This is a genomic window from Cellvibrionales bacterium (assembly GCA_016713115.1).
Taxonomy (GTDB): Bacteria; Pseudomonadota; Gammaproteobacteria; order Pseudomonadales; family UBA7239; genus UBA7239.
The window spans coordinates 471,386-490,929 of sequence record JADJPU010000001.1 but is presented as its reverse complement, the minus strand read 5'-3'; the positions used below and the strand labels follow the sequence as shown (position 1 = coordinate 490,929).

The 19,544-nt window shown below is 52.2% G+C and carries 19 protein-coding genes; 4 read left to right on the top strand and 15 right to left on the bottom strand.

Features of this window, described 5'->3' with window-relative positions; all coding sequences use genetic code 11:
• Window positions 1-381, top strand: coding sequence for a PilZ domain-containing protein (locus IPK30_02345; protein MBK8102160.1), 381 nt, complete (start codon window positions 1-3; stop codon window positions 379-381).
• Here the strand turns inward: IPK30_02345 and ung are convergent.
• The 12 genes from ung to miaA form a co-directional block, all read right to left on the bottom strand.
• Window positions 378-1,067, bottom strand: coding sequence for a uracil-DNA glycosylase (gene ung / locus IPK30_02340; GenBank protein MBK8102159.1), 690 nt, complete (start codon window positions 1,065-1,067; stop codon window positions 378-380). The genes IPK30_02345 and ung overlap by 4 nt on opposite strands.
• Window positions 1,068-1,079: 12 nt before the next feature.
• Window positions 1,080-2,591 (bottom strand): lysine--tRNA ligase, encoded by a 1,512-nt coding sequence (gene lysS / locus IPK30_02335; GenBank protein ID MBK8102158.1) that lies wholly within the window; start codon window positions 2,589-2,591, stop codon window positions 1,080-1,082.
• A 33-nt stretch (window positions 2,592-2,624) separates the two neighbouring features.
• Window positions 2,625-3,723, bottom strand: a protein-coding gene (prfB, locus tag IPK30_02330; GenBank protein MBK8102157.1) for a peptide chain release factor 2 whose coding sequence is annotated in 2 segments (ribosomal slippage) — window positions 2,625-3,647 and window positions 3,649-3,723 — 1,098 coding nt in all. Because the reading frame shifts where the segments join, the coding sequence is not laid out codon by codon here.
• 76 nt (window positions 3,724-3,799) lie between these two features.
• On the bottom strand, window positions 3,800-4,180 hold the full coding sequence (locus IPK30_02325; GenBank protein ID MBK8102156.1) for an aspartate 1-decarboxylase: 381 nt from the start codon (window positions 4,178-4,180) through the stop codon (window positions 3,800-3,802).
• Window positions 4,181-4,231: 51 nt separating this feature from the next.
• The gene (locus tag IPK30_02320; GenBank protein MBK8102155.1) at window positions 4,232-5,080 is read right to left on the bottom strand and encodes a pantoate--beta-alanine ligase; all 849 of its coding nucleotides are present in this window, start codon (window positions 5,078-5,080) and stop codon (window positions 4,232-4,234) included.
• Window positions 5,081-5,094: 14 nt separating this feature from the next.
• Window positions 5,095-5,694 (bottom strand): GTP cyclohydrolase II, encoded by a 600-nt coding sequence (ribA, locus tag IPK30_02315; protein ID MBK8102154.1) that lies wholly within the window; start codon window positions 5,692-5,694, stop codon window positions 5,095-5,097.
• 76 nt (window positions 5,695-5,770) lie between these two features.
• Complete coding sequence (locus tag IPK30_02310; protein ID MBK8102153.1) at window positions 5,771-6,415, bottom strand: TIGR02281 family clan AA aspartic protease; 645 nt, start codon at window positions 6,413-6,415, stop codon at window positions 5,771-5,773.
• Window positions 6,399-7,274: a protease modulator HflC gene (gene hflC, locus IPK30_02305; GenBank protein ID MBK8102152.1), complete on the bottom strand. Its 876-nt coding sequence runs from the start codon at window positions 7,272-7,274 to the stop codon at window positions 6,399-6,401. The genes IPK30_02310 and hflC overlap by 17 nt, the downstream gene beginning before the upstream one ends.
• Entirely contained in the window at window positions 7,271-8,416 is a 1,146-nt protein-coding gene (gene hflK / locus IPK30_02300; protein ID MBK8102151.1) for an FtsH protease activity modulator HflK, read from the bottom strand. Before hflK ends, hflC begins: the two co-directional genes overlap by 4 nt.
• Window positions 8,416-9,756, bottom strand: a complete 1,341-nt coding sequence (hflX, locus tag IPK30_02295) for a GTPase HflX (GenBank protein ID MBK8102150.1) — start codon at window positions 9,754-9,756, stop codon at window positions 8,416-8,418. The genes hflK and hflX overlap by 1 nt, the downstream gene beginning before the upstream one ends.
• A 43-nt stretch (window positions 9,757-9,799) precedes the next feature.
• Window positions 9,800-10,108 carry an RNA chaperone Hfq gene (gene hfq, locus IPK30_02290; GenBank protein MBK8102149.1) on the bottom strand — a complete coding sequence of 103 codons (309 nt, stop codon included), beginning with the start codon at window positions 10,106-10,108 and terminating at the stop codon, window positions 9,800-9,802.
• A 75-nt stretch (window positions 10,109-10,183) separates the two neighbouring features.
• Window positions 10,184-11,110 (bottom strand): tRNA (adenosine(37)-N6)-dimethylallyltransferase MiaA, encoded by a 927-nt coding sequence (miaA, locus tag IPK30_02285; GenBank protein ID MBK8102148.1) that lies wholly within the window; start codon window positions 11,108-11,110, stop codon window positions 10,184-10,186.
• 70 nt (window positions 11,111-11,180) lie between these two features.
• Between miaA and IPK30_02280 the strand changes: the two genes are divergently transcribed.
• Window positions 11,181-11,957 (top strand): ParA family protein, encoded by a 777-nt coding sequence (locus IPK30_02280; GenBank protein MBK8102147.1) that lies wholly within the window; start codon window positions 11,181-11,183, stop codon window positions 11,955-11,957.
• Window positions 11,954-12,358, top strand: coding sequence for a large-conductance mechanosensitive channel protein MscL (gene mscL / locus IPK30_02275; protein ID MBK8102146.1), 405 nt, complete (start codon window positions 11,954-11,956; stop codon window positions 12,356-12,358). Before IPK30_02280 ends, mscL begins: the two co-directional genes overlap by 4 nt.
• Here the strand turns inward: mscL and ilvD are convergent.
• The 3 genes from ilvD to IPK30_02260 form a co-directional block, all read right to left on the bottom strand.
• Window positions 12,355-14,190 carry a dihydroxy-acid dehydratase gene (gene ilvD / locus IPK30_02270; protein ID MBK8102145.1) on the bottom strand — a complete coding sequence of 612 codons (1,836 nt, stop codon included), beginning with the start codon at window positions 14,188-14,190 and terminating at the stop codon, window positions 12,355-12,357. The genes mscL and ilvD overlap by 4 nt on opposite strands.
• A 12-nt stretch (window positions 14,191-14,202) precedes the next feature.
• A complete protein-coding gene (gene argA / locus IPK30_02265) occupies window positions 14,203-15,504 on the bottom strand; it encodes an amino-acid N-acetyltransferase (GenBank protein ID MBK8102144.1) in 1,302 nt (433 codons plus the stop codon).
• 69 nt (window positions 15,505-15,573) lie between these two features.
• Window positions 15,574-18,510, bottom strand: a complete 2,937-nt coding sequence (locus IPK30_02260; protein ID MBK8102143.1) for an insulinase family protein — start codon at window positions 18,508-18,510, stop codon at window positions 15,574-15,576.
• Between the two features lie 122 nt (window positions 18,511-18,632).
• On the opposite strand from IPK30_02260, the gene IPK30_02255 reads away from it, so the two are divergent.
• The gene (locus tag IPK30_02255) at window positions 18,633-19,544 is read left to right on the top strand and encodes an SdiA-regulated domain-containing protein (GenBank protein ID MBK8102142.1); all 912 of its coding nucleotides are present in this window, start codon (window positions 18,633-18,635) and stop codon (window positions 19,542-19,544) included.

Sequence of the window (19,544 nt, the reverse complement as noted above, 5' to 3'; positions counted from 1 at the left end):
ATGGAACAAGACAACGATTATGCAAATCGCCGCAAGCATCCGCGCCATAATTTGCGCGATGTTGTGCGTGTTGTTGACAAAGCAACGGGGCGATCGATTGGCACGGTGGCTAATTTATCGCTAGATGGTCTGATGCTCATCAATAGTGAGCCCTTGCATGTTGACTGTATTTATCAGTTGAGTGTTTGTGTGGATGGTAGTGTTTTGGGTGAAGCCGAAAACAAAACTATCGAGCTGCATTTGGGTGTGGATTGTTTATGGAACAGCCCCACTGCGTCGGTGACGGCTGCCGCTTATTGGTCTGGTTGTCAGATTATTGATGTGGCTGAAGAGGATTTTCCGACAATACAGCGCTTAATTGATGTGTTGGCTTTGGATTAATTGCACTGCTTTTGTAGTTGCCAGTAGATTTCTTGAATGCCATTTTTTTGTAGGTATTGATTGGTTTTTGAAAAATGTGCGCAGCCGATAAAGCCTCGATAAGCGGAAAGCGGCGATGGATGTGGCGCGGTTAACACCAAGTGTTTTTTGCAATCAATCAACCCTCCTTTTTTTTGTGCGTAACTTCCCCATAATAAAAAAACTAATTTCTCGCGTTGCTCATTCAGCAGCGCAATGATTTTGTCGGTAAATAACTCCCAGCCTTTTCCTTGATGTGCGCCAGCTTTGCCATTCTCAACCGTAAGTACAGCATTGAGCAGCAACACGCCTTGATCTGCCCAGTCGGTGAGGTTGCCATGTGGTGGTGGATCAATGCCGAGGTCGCGTTTTAATTCGGCAAAAATATTCACCAGTGATGGTGGCGGCGCGATGCCTTTTTGTACAGAAAAACACAGGCCGTGTGCTTGATTGGGGCCGTGGTATGGGTCTTGGCCGATGACAACCACTTTTACTTTTGAGAAAGGTGTGTGATTTAGCGCGTTAAACCACAGCGCTCCTGCTGGATAAATTGTTTTTCCTGCGGCTTTTTCTGCGGCAAGAAAGGAGCGTAATTGCTGCATGTAAGGCGCATCAAACTCTGGCTGTAATTTTTCCAGCCATTCTGTATTGAGTTTGATGTCGCTCACTGCGTATTCGCATCAATGTTGTGGGCGCATGTGCGGAAAGAGCACCACATCACGAATAGATGGCGAATCCGTCAACAGCATCACCAAGCGGTCAATGCCGATGCCTTCACCTGCTGTGGGAGGCAAACCGTATTCCAATGCAGTGATGTAATCAGCATCGTAATGCATAGCTTCTTCATCGCCAGCATCTTTTTCTTCTACCTGTTTGCGGAAGCGCTCGGCTTGATCTTCGGCGTCATTTAACTCGGAAAAGCCGTTGGCAATTTCGCGCCCGCCGACAAAAAACTCAAAGCGATCGGTGATGAAAGGATTGTTGTCGTTGCGGCGCGCGAGTGGCGATACTTCCGTGGGGTACTCGGTAATAAAAGTAGGTTGAATCAAACGGTGTTCAACGGTTTTTTCAAAAATCTCGATTTGTACTTTGCCGAGGCCATAAGATTTTTTCAGTGGGATGCCGAGTTTCTCTGCAATAGCGCGTGCGCCTTCCAGCGTGGATAGTTGCTCGGCGGAAATGTCGGCATTGAAATGCAAAATGGAATCAAAAACGCTGAGGCGTGCAAACGGTTGGTCGAAATCAAAGTCGATTTGTTCGACAACTTCTCCCGCTTCGTTGCGTACCGTATTGCAAAACTGTGCGCTGCCCAGTGCACGATGCGCGACATAGCGCAGCATGTCTTCCGTGCGATCCATTAAATCGCGGTAGTCCGCATAGGCTTCGTAAAACTCCAGCATGGTGAACTCAGGGTTGTGGCGCGTGGAGAGTCCTTCGTTGCGGAAGTTGCGATTAATTTCAAACACTTTATCAAAGCCACCCACCACTAAACGCTTGAGGTACAGCTCCGGTGCGATGCGCAGATACATGCGCTGATCCAGTGCATTGTGATGCGTGACAAAAGGTTTCGCCGTTGCGCCGCCGGGGATGACTTGCATCATCGGTGTTTCCACTTCGAGGAAGTCGCGGTCGGTTAGAAAATCGCGAATCGCATCAATCACCACTGAGCGCGTGCGAAACGCGCGCTTCACATCGTCGTTGACGATGAGGTCGACATAGCGCTGGCGGTAGCGCATTTCAGTGTCGGACAGACCGTGCCATTTGTCCGGCAGTGGGCGCAGCGATTTGGTGAGCAGTTGCGCGCTTTCAATCAATACATACAAATCGCCTTTGCCCGATTTGTGTACAGGGCCTGTGGCGCCGACGATGTCACCGATGTCCCAAGTTTTAATTTCTTCTGCCTGTGCGTGGATTTTGTCGATATACAACTGCATGCGGCCAGCCACATCTTGCAGCACGAGAAAAGGGCCGCGCTTGGCCATGATGCGGCCTGCGACAGAGGCGATGCGATGCAGGACTTCCAATTCTTCTTTGGTCTTTTCGCCGAGTTCTGTTTGCAATGCATCGGTGAGGCTGTCTGGGCGAAAATTATTTGGGAAGGCATTGCCGCGTTGACGAATGGCAGAAAGTTTTGCGCGCCGTTCAGCGATCAGATGGTTTTCTTCTGGCTGAATGATTTTTTCGTCGGTCATGTCGTCATTTCCGTGATGAAATTGTGAATGTTTTTACAGTCCGCTTTTTAGACTGGCTTCGATAAATTTATCTAAATCGCCATCCAGTACCGCTTGCGTATTGCGTGTTTCCACGCCAGTGCGCAAATCTTTGATGCGCGCATCATCCAGCACATAAGAGCGGATTTGGCTGCCCCAGCTCACATCGGCTTTGCTGTCTTCCAATTTCTGCTGTTCGGCTTGTTGTTTTTTGATTTCCATTTCGTACAACTTTGCTTTCAATTGCTTCATCGCAAAGTCGCGGTTGGCGTGCTGCGAGCGTTGTGACTGACATTGCACCACAATGCCGCTGGGCATGTGAGTGATGCGCACGGCAGATTCCGTTTTGTTGACATGCTGACCGCCCGCACCGGAGGCGCGATAAACATCGGTTTTCAGATCGGCAGGATTGATGTCGATTTCGATATTGTCATCAATTTCCGGCGAGACAAAGACAGAAGAAAAAGAAGTGTGACGACGATTGCCTGAATCAAACGGCGATTTGCGCACGAGGCGATGCACGCCGGTTTCTGTGCGCAACCAACCGTAAGCGTATTCACCTTGAAAGCTGATAGTGGCAGATTTGATACCGGCGACATCGCCTGCGGAGGCTTCCACTAATTCAGTTTTGAAGCCTTTGGCATCGCCCCAGCGCAAATACATGCGCAGCAACATTTCTGCCCAGTCTTGTGCTTCGGTGCCACCGGAGCCGGCTTGAATATCCAAGAAGCAACTGTTGGCATCCATCTCGCCAGAAAACATGCGGCGGAATTCGAGCAGCTCCAATTTTTTGCGCAGTGCGTCTAAATCCGTTTCAACGGCAGAGACAGTATCGACATCGTCTTCTGCTGCCGCCATTTCCAATAAATCGGCGACATCGTTGAGACCGCTTTCCATGTCATCCAGTGTGCTGACAACAGCAGAGAGCGCGGCGCGTTCGCGTCCTAATTCTTGCGCGCGTTCGGGTTTGTCCCAAACACCGGCATCTCCCAGTTCCAGTTCAACTTCGGTTAAGCGATCTTTCTTGTTGGCGTAGTCAAAGATACCCCCTGAGTGCGTTGGAGCGCTCGCGCAAATCTTTGATAGTGTTCAGCAGGGGATTGATTTCTAGCATGTTCGGTTCTCAAAAAACGGTCGTGGCAGAAACACAAAAGCCGACCCAAAGGCCGGCTTTTGGCTAAACAAGCGTGTCAGGCAGCTTGCACGGGAATGGTGTTCGCTGTGCGAATGACTTTGTTTTCTTCGTTCAGATAAACCAATTTTGGCGCGTGGTTCAGCAGCTCTTGTTCGCTGTAGCTGGCGTAAGCGCAAATGATAACGCGATCGCCAGGCTTGGCGCGATGCGCCGCAGAGCCGTTGACCGAGATGATGCCTGAGCCAGCGCCACCGGAAATAACATAAGTGGTGAAACGCTCGCCGTTGGTGATGTTGTAGATCTGAATTTGTTCGAATTCACGCATCCCAGCGAGTTTGACCAAGTCGCTATCAATTGCGCAGGAACCGTCGTAATCCAACACAGAGTGCGTAACGCAGGCTTGGTGAAGTTTGCCTTTCAGCATTAGGGTTTGCATGGAGAGTCTCCGTTAAAGCTAGGAGTGAAAAATACGCCGTATATCGTACCGTTAAATGGTTAGCGTTACATTATCTATCAGCCGCGTTTTTCCGAGATACACCGCGCCCAGCAGCACGAGATCGGTATCAGTGGCAGTGGCAGGCTCCAGTGTTTTGGCTTGTCGAATAGAAAAATAATCAGGGCGCATGCCAGCCTGTGCTAATTGTTGCTGTGCTGAGGCTTCGATGGTTGCGTAGTCGCGGATGCCAGCTTGTACGGTATCGCGTGCGCGGCATAGGGTCTGATAGAGCGCGACAGCGCGCGGTCGCTCCTCTGCGGTGAGATAGCTGTTGCGCGAGCTGAGAGCTAGACCATCATCAGCGCGTGCAATAGGTGCTGCGACGATTTGCACCGGTATACACAAGTCTTCCACCATGCGGTTGATCACGGTGAGCTGTTGATAATCTTTGATACCGAAGATAGCCGTATCCGGCTGCACCATATTGAGCAGCTTGGCGACCACGGTGGTTACTCCCAAAAAGTGACCGGGACGGGAGGCGCCGCACAGAATATTGGTCATGGTGGGGACTTCGACCTTGGTTTGCGTCTCCATGCCATTGGGGTACATTTCCGTTTCGGTGGGGCAGAACAGCAGATCACAGCCTTCCGCGCTGAGCATGGCGCTGTCGCGCTCCAGTGTGCGTGGGTATTGCTCCCAGTCTTCATTGAGGCCGAATTGCAGCGGGTTAACAAAGATGCTGGCAACCACAACATCGGCCAATGTCTTGGCCAGACGAATTAGCTGCAGATGCCCTTCGTGCAGATTGCCCATGGTGGCGACCAGTGCAATTCGTTTGCCGGCGCTGCGCGCTTGGGTGAGCTGTGCGCGTAGATCGCTGACGCGTTGGCATGTCTGCATGGAAGGTGCTCCGGTCAATGCGAAGGTGGGGTTAATAAATGCCCCAACTTTTGAGTCTTGGTAGCGAGGTATTGGCGGTTATGTGGGTTCTCGCCTACCTGCAGGGGAAGGCGTTCTTCGATGTGAATGCCGGCAGATTCCAATGCAGCCAGTTTGCGCGGGTTGTTGGTCATCAGGCGCAACTTGCTGATATTTAAGTGTTTGAGCATGGTGGTCAACATGTCGTATTGGCGCAAATCGGCGTCAAAGCCAAGTTGTTGATTGGCTTCAACGGTATCAGCCCCTTGGTCTTGCAAGTGGTAGGCGCGGATCTTGTTCATTAAGCCGATGCCGCGCCCTTCTTGGCGCAAATACAGCAGCAGACCGCGTCCTTCATCGGCAATGGCTTGCATTGCTGCGTGCAGTTGAGCACCGCAATCGCAACGCAGGCTGTGCAGTACATCGCCGGTCAGGCACTCGGAGTGGATGCGCGCCAGCACAGGCTCACCATTGGCGACATCGCCCATGGTCAATGCAATGTGTTCTTGCTGAGTATCCGCATCTTCAAAGCCGTGGAGCGTGAATTCACCCCAAGTGGTCGGCAGGTTGGAGGATGCGACGAAATGAAACGGCACGGAAGGAACCCTCGATAAGGGCGCGCATTTTACGCATATTTGCGGTCTGCGCGCAGTGCTAGAGGCGGTGTTGCAGCTAGTACTTCTTGCGCAGCACGAGGGTGTTGTCTTCCTCGCGCATTTCGGTTTTCTCCAGAAAACTCATGCCCAGCAGAATTTCGCCGGTGGAGTCGGCGACGATAACCGCTGCGGTGATGTTGTGCAGGGTGATGCCGCCCACACTGACGCTGTCGAGCATGACTTTATAGCTAGGGGTGCCGCCGCCGGCAGTGTTGGCAACGAAGCGTTCGCCCTGCCGCCAGTTCAGGCGCAGGCGATCCGCTTCGACTGGTGTCATGGCGATGGCGAATGCGCCGGTATCCACCATGAATCTAACGGGTTGACCGTTGATGTTCCCAGTGGTGAAAAAATGATTGTCTCGTCCGCGCGGAATGCGTGCTTCTTCTTCGGTGCGTTCGGTGTAGTTGGCGCTGATTTCGCGCGTCAGTGTGCGCTCTATGCGTTCACCTTGCCATTCCAGCACGGCTTTCTGGCTGTCGGCAGCGATCAGGCTGACACCTTCTGGGCTCGGCGTTCCCATTTTGAGAATGCGCTGCTTGCCGTCGATGGTGACCACGGCTTGATTGGGCATCAGGCCGTTGACGCGTATATCGGGTGCCGCTGCTGCCGCTGTGCAGACGAACAGCAGCAGTGCGGCGATGAAATTATTGCGCTTTGCCATCAGGGTTTTTTAAGTAGCTGAAAAAGCTGTCGTTGGGATCCAGCACCAGCATATCTTTGCCACTGTTGAAACTGTCGCGATAGGCTTGCAGGCTGCGCGTGAAATTGAACAGCTCGGCGTTTTTGCCGTAAGCCGCTGCATAAATAGCAGTCGCTTTGGCATCGCCTTCACCGCGAATTTTTTCTGCTTCGCCGTAGGCTTCGGCTTCCAAGACGATTTTTTGTCTGTCGGCATCGGCGCGTATACCTTCGGCGACTTCTTTGCCTTCGGAGCGGTGTTTACGCGCTTCGCGTGCGCGTTCGGAGTTCATGCGGTTGTAAACATCCACGCTCACTTCGTCGGGCAGTTCGATGCGCTTCACACGCACATCGACAACATCAATGCCCAATTCTTTGCTGGTGATTTCGGTGAGTTTTTTCGTCATGTTGACCATTAGTGCATCGCGCTCACCAGACACTACTTCGTGCAGTGTGCGCACGCCAAACTGGTTGCGCAAACCTTCATTGATACGCTGTGAAATCAATAATTCTGCGCGTGTGGCATCGCCGCCTGTAGCGGTGTAGTAGCGGGCCACATCGGTGATTTTCCAGTGTGCGTACAAATCCACCATCACCGATTTTTTCTCCACGGTGGGGTAGCGTTCGGCGCGTGTGTCCAATGTTTGAATACGGCCGTCGAAGCGGCGCACTTCATCCACAAACGGAATACGAACATGCAAGCCAGGCTTGATGTCGGATTTCACGAGCTTGCCAAATTTCAGCATTACCGCTTTGTCAAATTCAAATACGACAAAAACAAATTGCCCCGCCAGCCAAATGACGGCCAAGATGGCTAACAATATATTTCCAATGCGGTTCATGGGCGAGCCTCCCGGCGACTGCTCTCAAGGCGATTGTCGCTATTGGTTTTGCTGCGAGTATTTTCTGCGTGCACAGTGCTACTGATGTCGTCGCTGGTAGCCGGTGCTGCGCGCACGGTGTTGGTATTGTTCGCGCTGTTTTGTGCGCCAAGCTTATCCAGCGGTAGATAAAAAACATTGTTGCCGTTGGTTTGTGTGTTGAGCAGCACTTTGCTGTTGTCAGCGTAGATTGCCTGCATGGTTTCCAAGTACAAACGCTTGCGCGTGATTTCCGGCGCTTTGTTGTACTCGGTGAGCAGGGCTTCAAAACGCGCGGCTTCACCTTGTGCGCGTGCGACTACGCGATCGCGATACGCCAATGCTTCTTCGTGTACGCGTTTCACTTGACCGCGTGCTTCGGGAACAACGGTATTGGCATAAGTTTGTGCTTCATTTTGCACGCGCTGTTCGTCTTCGCGCGCTTTAATCACATCGTCGAACGCTGCTTGGACTGCAGTAGGTGGTTGTGTTTTTTCAATGTTGACCGTGCTGACGATAATGCCGGTTTGATAAGCGTCGAGATATTTTTGCAAACGCGTTTGCACATCGACGGCAATTTTGTCGCGTCCGGTGGTCAACACATCATCCATTTTTGAACTGCCAATGGCGTGACGCACTGCACTGTCTGTGGCTTCTTCTAATGCGTGTTGTGGATCGCGAATGCCGAGCGTAAATTTTTGCAAATCACCGATGTTGTATTGCACAGATACTTGCACTTCGACGATGTTTTCATCTTCCGTCAACATCGCGCCTTGCGTGGTGTACGAGCGCTGTTGTGTGACATTTTCTTTGATCACGGTATCAATCAATGGTGGATTCCAGTGTATGCCGGGGCCGACAATTGAATGAAAAGCGCCCAAACGCAACACAACCGCGCGTTTCTGTTCATCCAACTGATAAATGCCTAGCGCACCCCAAATGATGGCAAGTACAGCGACAATCACTAGGGCTAATTTACCTATCGGTTGATCGTTGCCGGGGCTGCCATTACCAAACACGCCATTCAGTTTTTTGAACAGCGCTTCCAGTTCATTTTTACTGTTGGGTGGGCCTCCCCAAGGGTTGCCGCCACCTTTGTTATTGCCGGGTTCATTCCAGGCCATCAGAGTCTCCGAGTATGGGATTTTTTTGCGCGAGCTGTGCGTGAAATAGCGGGTGGTGATTCTAGCAGTTCTTCTGCTTTGAGCTTTTCTGTGGCTAATAGACGCTGCCAATCTTTTTGTGCGAGACGAATGGCGAGTGTTTGGCTGCCATCTTCATTGAACTGCTCGTGTGTAATGGCGCGCAAGGCAAATAGCTGCGCGCGCAGTTTTGCCTGTTCTGGTTTCAGATGTAGCGTGCCGACGAATTGTTCTTCCGCTAAGTGTTCGTCCATGGCTTGTTTAAGCAAGTCGAGGCCTATGCCTTCGCGCGCTGAGAGCCACACACGAATGGCGCAACCGCTGTCATCGCGGTCAATGCGCGGTTCAATTTCTAACAGATCAATTTTGTTGAATACTTCCAAGCGTGGCACATCGGCAGCGCCAATTTCAGTCAATACTTCTTCAACTTGATAAATTTGCTCGATGCGTTCGTCGCTGGCGGCGTCGATCACATGCAGCAATAAATCGGCGCGCGCCACTTCTTCCAGTGTGCTGCGAAAGGCTTCGACCAATTGGTGCGGCAAGTGGCGCACAAAACCCACGGTATCCGCCAACACGGTGACGCCGGTGTCGGGCAGTGTGATGCGGCGCATGGTGGGGTCTAGCGTGGCAAATAATTGATTGGCGGCGTACACATCCGCCTCAGTCAGTGCATTAAATAAGGTGGATTTGCCGGCGTTGGTGTAACCAGCGAGTGAAACGGTGGGTGTGGCACTGCGTGTGCGACTGCGTCGCCCCTGTTCGCGCTGGCTGCGCACTTTTTCCAAGCGCGCTTCGATAAATTTGATGCGTGCGCGCAGCAAACGACGGTCCGTTTCCAGCTGCGTTTCACCGGGGCCGCGCATGCCTATACCGCCTTTTTGCCGCTCCAAGTGCGTCCAGCCGCGCACCAAGCGCGTGGACATGTGCTGTAACTGCGCGAGCTCCACTTGCAACTTGCCTTCGTGGGTGCGGGCGCGCTGGGCAAAAATATCGAGGATTAAACCGGTGCGATCCAGCACGCGGCATTGCAACGCTTTTTCCAAATTGCGTTCTTGGCTGGGCGACAATTCATGATCAAAAATCACCAGCTGCGCGCAATGTTCCTGCACAGCAGCTTGGATTTCTTCCAACTTGCCTTGGCCGACAAAATAGCGCGCATTGGGAGAGGTGCGGGAGCCGCCGATCAGAGTGACAGGGTCGCCACCGGCTGACAGCACGAGCTCTTCAAACTCGCGCAAATCGTCGCGGGTGTGCGGGCGGTGCAAATCCAAGTGAACCAGCACAGCCAGTTCACCGGATGCAGGGCGATCAAAAAACAAACGCGATCTTTTCCGTTAGTAATGATGTGGAGATGATGCGCGATCAGCTGTCCAAATCGGTGTAGCCGTCATCGTCGTCGTAGTTGTCCTGGTAGCCGCCTTGCCCGCTGCCAGCTTGTCCACCGGTGGGGTTCGTTATTGGCAAACGCACAGGGCGCGATGGCACTACGGTGGAGATAGCGTGTTTGTACACCATCTGACTGACGGTGTTTTTCAGCAGCACGACAAACTGGTCAAACGAGTCGATCTGGCCTTGCAGCTTGATGCCATTGACCAAGTAAATGGACACAGGAACGCGCTCTTTGCGTAGAACATTCAAATAAGGGTCTTGTAGACTTTGCCCTCTGGACATGGGATATCTCCTCAAAAACAAACAATGGATGTGAGCCCGAAAACCGGGAAAAACAGAAACGGCAACCGCCAAGCACTATATGCCGTTAGCAGACAGAATTTTCAAGGTCGCCTGTGTGACTTTTTCTACATCGAAAGGTTCCTGCGTGGAGATTGTGTGCAGTTGCGACCAGCCGCGCAGCCAAGTGAGCTGGCGTTTGGCGAGTTGGCGGGTGGCGGCAATGCCCGCGTCCCGCATTTCGACGGCAGTTGTAGCGCCGGCTAAATAATCCCACGCCTGCCGATAACCCACGGCACGGATGGCGGGCAGATCGGGGTGCAAATCGCCGCGTTGGTAGAGCTGCCGCACTTCATCCATGAAACCCTCCTCTAGCATGCGATCAAAACGCCGTTCAATGCGGCGGTGCAGTGCTTCGCGGTCGTCTGGCAGCAGTGCCAGTTGCACAGGATGAAAGGGCAGTGGTTCGGCTTGTTGCTGTTGCTGTTGTTGTTGCAGAGTAGAGAGGGCGGTTCCGGTCAGTGTGTGTACCTCTAGGGCGCGAAGGATACGCTGTGAATGATTGGGGTGCAGTTGCGCAGCGGCGGCAGGGTCAACAGCGGCCAGCTTTTGGTGCATGGCAGGCCAGCCGATGCGCGTTGCCTCAGCGGTTAAAACCGCGCGCAGTGTGGGGTCGGCGACGGGCAAATCCGCAATACCTTCCAATAACACTTTGAAATACAGCATCGTGCCACCCACCAAAAGTGGAATGCGTCCCGCTTGCACAATGTTTTGAATTTCACGCAAGGCATCGCGCCGAAATTGTGCGGCGGAGTACGGCTCTGAGGGATCAAGAAAACTGATCAGGCGATGCGGAGCTTGCATCAAAATGTGGCTGTCGGGTTTTGCGCTGCCGATATCCATGCCGCGATACACCAGTGCAGAATCCACACTGATGATGTCGCAGGGCAATTTTTTTGTCAGTTCAACCGCAACATCCGTTTTACCGGAGGCTGTGGGGCCCATCAAAAAATTGCGCGAGGGAGGGTTGGGGTGTTTGCTGTTACCATATCGCTAGTTTACAGGAGTGACGACCATGAAAAGAGTTGTATTTAATCAAAAAGGCGGCGTGGGTAAGACCAGCATCAGTTGCAATTTAGCAGCCATCAGCGCGCAGCAAGGGCATAAAACGCTGCTGATTGATTTGGATACGCAGTGCAATAGCTCAGAATATTTGCTCGGCTCTAATTACGCAGAAAAAAACAAAACAGCCGTAGATTTTTTTAAATCATTTTTAGGTATTTTTAGCGGAAAGCCCTATCTGCCTAATTTCTGCCACCCTACGCATTTTAAAAATCTGTCGGTAATGCCTGCCAGCCCAGATTTGACGAGTATTGAGCGTGAGTTGGAGAGTAAACATAAAATTTACAAGTTTCGTGATGCGCTAAAAGAAGCAGAAAAACATTACGACCGCATTTATATTGACACGCCGCCCGCCTTGAATTTTTACAGCATGGCAGCCCTGATTGCGGCAGACAGCTTGTTGATTCCTTTTGACTGCGACAGTTTTTCACGACAAGCGCTGTATAGCTTGGTGAATACCGTGGCAGAGATTCGCGAAGATCACAACGAAGGCTTGAAAATTGAAGGCGTGGTGGTGAATCAATTCAATCCACAAGCTAAGTTTCCGCAGGAGTTGATCGACCAACTGATTGCCGATGGCATGCCGGTGTTGGACACTTATCTCAACACATCCATCAAAGTAAAAGAATCGCGCGAGGAGCATGCGCCACTGGTGCATTTTGCACCGGGGCATAAAGCCACGCAGCAATTTATCAATTTGTATCAGAAACTGGAGAGTATTGAAGTATGAAGATTTTGCAGGAATTTAAAGATTTTGCCGTTAAAGGCAATGTGGTCGACATGGCAGTGGGCGTCATCAGCGGCGCGGCATTTGGAAAAATTGTCACAGCACTGGTCAGCCAAGTGGTGATGCCGCCGATTGGCTTGCTGTTGGGTAATGTCGATTTTTCCAGCCTCGCCATCGTGCTGAAAGAAAAAACCGATACAGCGGCAGCAGTCAGCATCAACTACGGTGTGTTTATCAACACCGTGTTGGATTTTACGATAGTTGCATTCGTGATTTTTATGCTGGTGAAACAAATCAATCGTCTGAAAAAAGAAGCAGAGGTGACAACAAAAGAATGCCCTAAATGTATTTCGAGTATTTCCATTAAGGCGACACGCTGCCCTTGTTGTACCTCTGAGCTTTAATCCAGCAAACTCAAATCGCGCACCGCGCCGACATCCGCGCTCATCACAAATTTAGCGTAGGCTTTCAGCGCAGCAGACACTTTGCGCGGACGCGGTTGTGCTGGTTTCCAGCCCAGTTTGTACTGCTCAATGCGGCGTTGTGCTAGTTCTTCATCGCTTACCAGCACATTGATGCTGCGCTGCGGAATATCAATGTGGATGCGATCGCCGTTGCGCACCAAACCAATTGTGCCGCCTGCGGCTGCCTCGGGTGAAACATGGCCGATGGACAAGCCAGAAGTGCCGCCAGAAAAACGACCATCGGTGAGCAGGGCGCAGGCTTTGCCCAAACCTTTGGATTTGATGTAGCTGGTGGGGTAGAGCATTTCTTGCATGCCGGGGCCGCCGCGCGGGCCTTCGTAACGCACGATCACCACATCGCCCGATTTCACTTTATCTTCCAAAATGGCGTGCACGGCTTCGTCTTGGCTTTCGCACACAAACGCGGTGCCTTCAAACACAAAATTGCTTTCATCCACGCCAGATGTTTTTACCACGCAGCCTTTTTCTGCAATGTTGCCGTGTAGCACGGCGAGGCCGCCTTCGGTGGAGTAGGCGTGCTCGAGTGAGCGGATGCAGCCTTCGGCGCGATCATCGTCCAGCGTGTCCCAGCGCGTGCTTTGGCTGAAGGCTTCCTGCGTGGGAATGCCGGCGGGACCGGCGCGATAAAACTCTTTCACCACGGAATTGTGTGTTTGTGTGATGTCCCATTTCGCCAGCGCCGCTTTCATGTTTTTGCTGTGCACGGTGTGCGTATCACTGTGCAGCAAACCGGCGCGATCCAATTCGCCGAGTATGCCCATGATGCCGCCGGCGCGGTGCACATCTTCCATGTGATATTTCGGTGTGTTGGGCGCGACTTTGCACAACTGCGGCACGCGCAGTGAAAGGCGGTCGATGTCTTTCATGGTGAACGGCACTTGCGCTTCTTGTGCGGCGGCCAGCAAATGCAAAATAGTGTTGGTGGAGCCGCCCATGGCAATATCGAGGCTCATCGCATTTTCAAAGGCGTTGAATGAGGCAATCGAACGCGGCAAAACGGTGCTGTCATCTTCTTCGTAATAGCGTTTTGTGATCTCGACAATTACACGACCCGCCTCTAAAAATAAATGTTTGCGATCGGCGTGCGTAGCTAACAGCGAGCCGTTGCCCGGCAGCGATAAGCCGAGAGCTTCGGTTAAACAGTTCATGGAGTTGGCGGTGAACATGCCGGAGCAAGAGCCGCAAGTGGGGCAGGCAGAGCGTTCGTATTCGGCCACTTGTTCATCGGAGGCGGCGCTGTCTACCGCGATCACCATCGCATCCACTAAATCCAATTTATGTTCAGATAATTTTGTTTTTCCCGCCTCCATCGGGCCGCCGGAAACAAACACTACCGGAATATTTAAGCGCATAGCCGCCATCAACATCCCTGGTGTGATTTTGTCGCAGTTGGAGATGCACACCATGGCGTCTGCACAATGCGCGTTGACCATGTATTCCACAGAATCTGCAATGATGTCGCGCGAGGGCAGCGAATACAGCATGCCGTCGTGACCCATCGCGATGCCGTCATCTACTGCGATGGTGTTGAACTCTTTCGCCACGCCGCCGTGCTTTTCAATTTCGCGCGCAACCAATTGTCCTAGGTCTTTTAAATGCACATGGCCTGGCACAAATTGTGTGAAAGAGTTGACGACCGCAATAATGGGTTTTTTGAAATCATCATCTTTCATGCCGGTGGCACGCCACAATGCGCGTGCGCCTGCCATGTTGCGGCCGGCGGTGGAGGTTTTTGAGCGGTAAGTGGGCATAACGGTGTCCTACTAAATATTTTTAATAAAGATTTTTGAATTGCGTTGATAGTTATACAGCTGCTGTTTTTTGGCGGGCAGTTGATCAATTTTTGCTGCGGCAAAACCCTTTTCTAAAAACCAATGTGCGGTTTGTGTGGTGAGTACAAATAATTTTTTGATGCCGGTTTTTTTGGCGTGCTTCTCAATATGTGCCAGCAGCAGTGAGGCACGGCCGCTGTCGCGATACTGCGTGTGGGTGGCGACGCAGGCCACTTCTGCCATGTTTGCTTTTTTAGCTACGCCTTCGCTGTAGGGATAGAGCGCGATACAGGCGGCGATCAGTCCTTCGTGTTCAATCACGGTGAAATTGTGAATTTCGGCTTCCAATACTTCACGCGAGCGCCGCACTAAGGTGCCAGCTTCTTCCAGTGGTTGAATGAGATTGAGGATGCCGCTGACATCATCCAGTGTGGCGGCGCGCACAATTTCGCCGCTGTCGTGCGCGATCAAAGTGCCGCTGCCTTCGCGGGTAAATAATTCACGCAGCAGACTGCCGTTTTCTTGAAAACTGATGAGATGCGCGCGCTCCACGCCAGCTTCCACCGCTTGGCAGCAGGTGAGCAGGGCGGTGTTGGCAGTGACGCCTTTTTTCTTGTGCAGCTGCAAGGCTTGCGCAGGTTTTAATTCGCGCAGCAGAGTGCCTTTGGTATCACAAACACCTTTGTCGGCAACAAATGCAATCAATTTATCGGCGTGCAGTGCTTGTGCCACTGTGGCGGCAACATGTTCGATGCTGAGATTAAAAATTTCACCGCTGGCGGAATAACCCAAGCAGGGCAGCACCACGATAGCGTCGCTGTCCAAGGCATCGTCAAGCGCATCCACATCAATGCGCCGCACTTCGCCCGTGTGATGAAAATCCACGCCGTCGCGTACACCGATGGGTTTGGCGGTGATGAAGTTGCCTCCTATTACGCGAATCTGTGCACCGTACATGGGTGAATTGACTAACCCAGTGGAGAGCAGAGCCTCAACTTGTGAGCGCACGCTGCTGGCTGCTTCTATCACCAGAGGCAGTGATTCAGCATCGGTGATGCGTATGCCTTGATGAAAGTGCGGTGAGATTTTTTGGCGCGCCAGTGCGGTTTCAATTTGCGCGCGCGCGCCAACGGCTAACACCAAACGCACACCGAGGCTGTTGAGCAGGGCGATATCGTGAATGGTGTGAGTGAATTGGGCGTCGAGCAGTGCATCACCTGGCAACATCAGCACGAAGGTTTTGTCGCGATGCGCATGAATATACGGCGCGGAATGCCGGAACCAATCCACCATGCTTTTAGCTGTATCTGTAGAGTTCTGCATGTGTCAGGTTCCGTGCGGCTTGGGCTTTATTGTATGGCTTTAGGCATCCAACTTGCAGATCTCCAAGCCCAGTTTGTTGGCCTCTGCTGTGTTGCCTGCGCCGCTCAAAATGGCGGTATTGGCTTTTTCTGGTGTGAGATACAAAGCACCGACGCGCTGTAAATCTTGCGCACTGACGGCGAGGATTTGTGCGCGAAACGCGCGCCGTACGGCATCGCTGCGACCAAACAAACGATTGTGGAAGGCGGCTTTGGCTTCGCCCGCCGGTGAGCCGGGTTTGTCGAGCGAGGCGATGACGCCGAGGATGGCCTCTTCCACTTTTTGTGCGTCAGGTGTGGTGGTGGCTAACCAATCAAGCGCTTTGTCGAAATCGTGCAGGGTGTCAGACAGGCGCGGGTCGCGGTAGGAGTACATGCGAAACGCGCCGAGGGTGCTGTCTTGGCTGGCACCACCGCCGTAGGCACCGCCCTGCTCGCGAATGGCGCGGTGCAAGAAGCCGTTGCGCAAATAGCCACCCAGCACGCTCAGCGCAGCGGCATCGGGATGACCAACGGCCACCGTAGGCCAAGCGCGCGCGCAGAAATTCACTTGCGTGCTGGTCTGCCACAGTTGTTGCACACGCTGTGCGGCAAACGGCACCGCAAAATTTGTGGGAGTTGCGCCAGTATTTTTTTGCCACAACTGCTGCAAGTGTGCTGTGCAATCGGCATCGCGCTCTTGCTCAGACACTAATAATAATTGTGTGGGTTGTTGCAACATTTTTTGATGCAGTTGTTGCAATTGTTGTGCAAAGTTTTTCAGTGCTGCAGCGTCATCCAATGCGCGATCTAATTGCTTCATGGTCGGCAAACCTGCCAAACCATTCACAACATGTTGATGTTGCGCGAGTGGTGACATGCCGGCGCAGGCCGCTGCCATGGCCAAGCTGTGCCCGTTGCCGGTCAAGCTGCGTTCGCGGCGCGTGCGCATTTGCGCTATCAATTCGCGCAGGCGTTGGTATTCGTCGAAGCGGGCGCTGTGCCAAGTATCAAACAGCAATTGTGCGGCGGCGTGTTGATTGCGCACCAGTGCACGCGTGGATAACACCAAAAATCCTTGCGTAATTTGCACATCGTCAATGGCACTGCGCATGGAAGGATAGGCGCTGATACCGCCGCACAATGCAGCCTGTTGTTGCTGCACTTGCAAATAATCCAGCGCACCGTGTCCTACTTCGGTTAAGCAGGCGCTGTATAGCGGCAGCAATTGCGCTTCTTCAGCGTTCAGTGCTGGCAGGCTCACAATCAGTTGGTGATACACCAAGCCATTGGTGCCAGCGTTGTAGCGCGTAATCGGCGTGGCTTGTGTTTCCACGCCCGCAGCTTGCGGCGTGTGTGTGTCAGCCGGCACATCGGCCAATGTGACGCAAGGCAAAATGCTTTCATCCAACACCGCTTCTTGTCGCGCTTGCAGTGCCACACTTTGCTCAATAATTTGTTGGCATTGTTCTGACGATAATTGCGCGCGAATGTTGGCCAGTTGCGCGGCTTCTGCTGCGTCGCGCTGCTGCGACAGCGAGGTGTCCGGTTTTAGCGTCAGCGTGACGCGGTGCGGATTATTGAGCAGCAAATCTTTGACGAGCTGTTTGATGAAGTTGGGGTCGCGCGAAGCTGTGTGCAGCGCCGCGAGAGCCGGTTCTAAATCCAGCAGTGCAACCGGGTCGCCGCGATGCGTGGCGCTGTTCAATGCTTGCAAAATCAGTTGCAGGCCGTAAGGGTAGCTGCCGCTGCTGAGTTCGCGCTGTTGCAATTCCAGTTGATGTAAACAGGCGTCGATTTGTTCTTGCGGCACGCCGTTTTCAGCAACATTTTTCAGCGTATCCAAAATCAAAGTTTCTACCGCTTTAGCGTGTTCTGGATCCGAACCTTCTAAGCCAGCGGCAAACAGCATTTCTTTTTGTGAATCTTCCAAGCCGCACAGTGGCGAAGGCGAAGTGCCGAGCGTGGAGGTTTCTAAAACTTGTTGCAGCGGCGAGGCGGCGTTGTCTAGTAATACAGCCGTGAGCAACTGCGCTTGCAAATTGGCTTCTAAGTTGGCGCTGTTGCCCAGCAGCCATCCCGTCACGATGTGTGTTTTTCCTTGCGTATCGGTTTCATCGAGAGCATAGGCTTCTTCCACCGTCAGCGGCGTGAAATAGCGTTTTTCGTTGGGTACGCTGATGGTGTGATCGAGAAAATCAAAACGCGACAGCGCCTGCACTTCAAATTTTTCTTGATGCTCACGCGCAGGAATATCACCGAAGGTCATAAAAATGGCATTCGATGGATGGTAGTGCGTGCGATAAAACGCCACCAGTTGCTCGTAAGTTAAATCGGGAATGCAAGCGGGTTCACCGCCGCTGTTGTAGTGGTAAGTGGTGGTGGGGAAAAGATGGCTGGACAGCGCTTGCCAGAGCGTAGATGTCACTGAGCTCATCGCACCTTTCATTTCGTTAAACACCACGCCTTTGTATGTCAAAGGTGTGGTGGCATCGGTCATGGTTTCAAATTCGAGGCGATGACCTTCTTGCGCGAAGTCGAGTGGATCGAGACGCGAAAAAAATACCGCATCGAGATACACATCCATCAAATTGTTAAAGTCTTTTTTGTTTTGGCTGGCGAAAGGGTAAGCAGTCCAGTCTGAGCTGGTGAACGCATTCATAAAGGTATTGAGCGAGCGGCGCGTCATCAAAAAGAAAGGGTCGCGCACAGGATATTTTTCGCTGCCGCACAGTGCCGTGTGCTCCAAAATATGCGCTACTCCGGTGGAATCATGCGGCACTGTGCGCAATGCCACCAAAAAAACATTTTCGTCATTGTTGGCAGCAATATGGATGTGCTGCGCGCCCGTTTTTTTATGGCGATATTCTTCCACGCGAATATTGAGTGCAGGGATTTCTTGGCTGCGTAGCCATTCAAAACTGGCGGCAGGGGCAGATGCGGCGGGAAGGGTCGACATAGCAAATACTCAGGTACAAAACAGGATTGGTCATTGTAGGTGTTGCCTAGGTATTTGTCGCCCGCAGCTCGCGCCGAGGAAGGATATGGTTGAAAATGACGCACTGTTGAGGAGATCACTCCATGTCTGTATTGCGAAAATCTATTGCTGCGTTTTTGCTCTTGCTGTTGATTGCACCACTATTGGTGTGGGCATATCGCATAGGTATGCACCACCAAATCCGCCTACATTTTTTGCATGAAAGCGGTTCTGGCACACCTCACGAGAGAGCTATTCAGCTTGATACTTTTCATGTGGTGGTTGAGGAAAAACGCATTGAAGGTTTGGATGATGAGGTCTCGGCGCTGACCTTTGATCCTGATCGCCGCACGCTATTTGCGGTAACCAATAAGAATCCCAGTATCGTCGAGTTGTCTTTGGATGGGCAATTACTGCGTCGCGTATACCTCAGTGGCTTTTCTGATCCAGAGGCCATCGAATATTTTGCCAAAGATCAGTATGTGGTATCGGATGAGCGCGATCAGCGTTTGGTGAAAGTGCGTTTGAAAGATGGGGTAAAAAAAGTTGATGCGGCTGATTTTCAGCAGTTGGCATTGGGGTTGGATTTGAATGGCAATAAAGGATTTGAAGGTTTGGCGTATGACCATCGCAACAAACGCTTGTTTGTAGCCAAAGAACGCGACCCTGTGCGGATTTATGAAATCAAGGGCTTTCCACAGGTGGATGTCAGCAAGCCGATGGCTGTGCAAATTACTGATGATTCTGAGCGCAATGCTGGATTGTTTGTTAATGATTTGTCTAGCTTGCAATACGATGATTACAGTGAGCACTTGTTGGCGCTTTCCGATCAGTCACACTTGATTTTGGAGTTGGATATTACTGGCTGGCCGGTTAGCAAATTATCACTGCGTGCAGGGCAGCACGGTTTACTTAAAACAGTGCCGCAAGCAGAAGGTGTGGCGATGGACGATCAAGGTGTACTGTATTTGGTCAGTGAGCCAGATTTGTTTTATGCGTTTAAGAGAAAAGAGTGA

Excerpts from the sequence above, each read along its gene's own strand:
- IPK30_02345 (MBK8102160.1), top strand. The coding sequence starts at position 1 with ATGGAACAAGACAACGATTATGCAAATCGCCGCAAGCATCCGCGCCAT.
- lysS (MBK8102158.1), bottom strand. The coding sequence starts at position 2,591 with ATGACCGACGAAAAAATCATTCAGCCAGAAGAAAACCATCTGATCGCT.
- IPK30_02325 (MBK8102156.1), bottom strand. The coding sequence starts at position 4,180 with ATGCAAACCCTAATGCTGAAAGGCAAACTTCACCAAGCCTGCGTTACG.
- IPK30_02320 (MBK8102155.1), bottom strand. The coding sequence starts at position 5,080 with ATGCAGACATGCCAACGCGTCAGCGATCTACGCGCACAGCTCACCCAA.
- IPK30_02310 (MBK8102153.1), bottom strand. The coding sequence starts at position 6,415 with ATGGCAAAGCGCAATAATTTCATCGCCGCACTGCTGCTGTTCGTCTGC.
- hflC (MBK8102152.1), bottom strand. The coding sequence starts at position 7,274 with ATGAACCGCATTGGAAATATATTGTTAGCCATCTTGGCCGTCATTTGG.
- hflK (MBK8102151.1), bottom strand. The coding sequence starts at position 8,416 with ATGGCCTGGAATGAACCCGGCAATAACAAAGGTGGCGGCAACCCTTGG.
- hfq (MBK8102149.1), bottom strand. The coding sequence starts at position 10,108 with ATGTCCAGAGGGCAAAGTCTACAAGACCCTTATTTGAATGTTCTACGC.
- miaA (MBK8102148.1), bottom strand. The coding sequence starts at position 11,110 with ATGGGCCCCACAGCCTCCGGTAAAACGGATGTTGCGGTTGAACTGACA.
- IPK30_02280 (MBK8102147.1), top strand. The coding sequence starts at position 11,181 with ATGAAAAGAGTTGTATTTAATCAAAAAGGCGGCGTGGGTAAGACCAGC.
- mscL (MBK8102146.1), top strand. The coding sequence starts at position 11,954 with ATGAAGATTTTGCAGGAATTTAAAGATTTTGCCGTTAAAGGCAATGTG.
- ilvD (MBK8102145.1), bottom strand. The coding sequence starts at position 14,190 with ATGCCCACTTACCGCTCAAAAACCTCCACCGCCGGCCGCAACATGGCA.
- argA (MBK8102144.1), bottom strand. The coding sequence starts at position 15,504 with ATGGTGGATTGGTTCCGGCATTCCGCGCCGTATATTCATGCGCATCGC.
- IPK30_02260 (MBK8102143.1), bottom strand. The coding sequence starts at position 18,510 with ATGTCGACCCTTCCCGCCGCATCTGCCCCTGCCGCCAGTTTTGAATGG.
- IPK30_02255 (MBK8102142.1), top strand. The coding sequence starts at position 18,633 with ATGTCTGTATTGCGAAAATCTATTGCTGCGTTTTTGCTCTTGCTGTTG.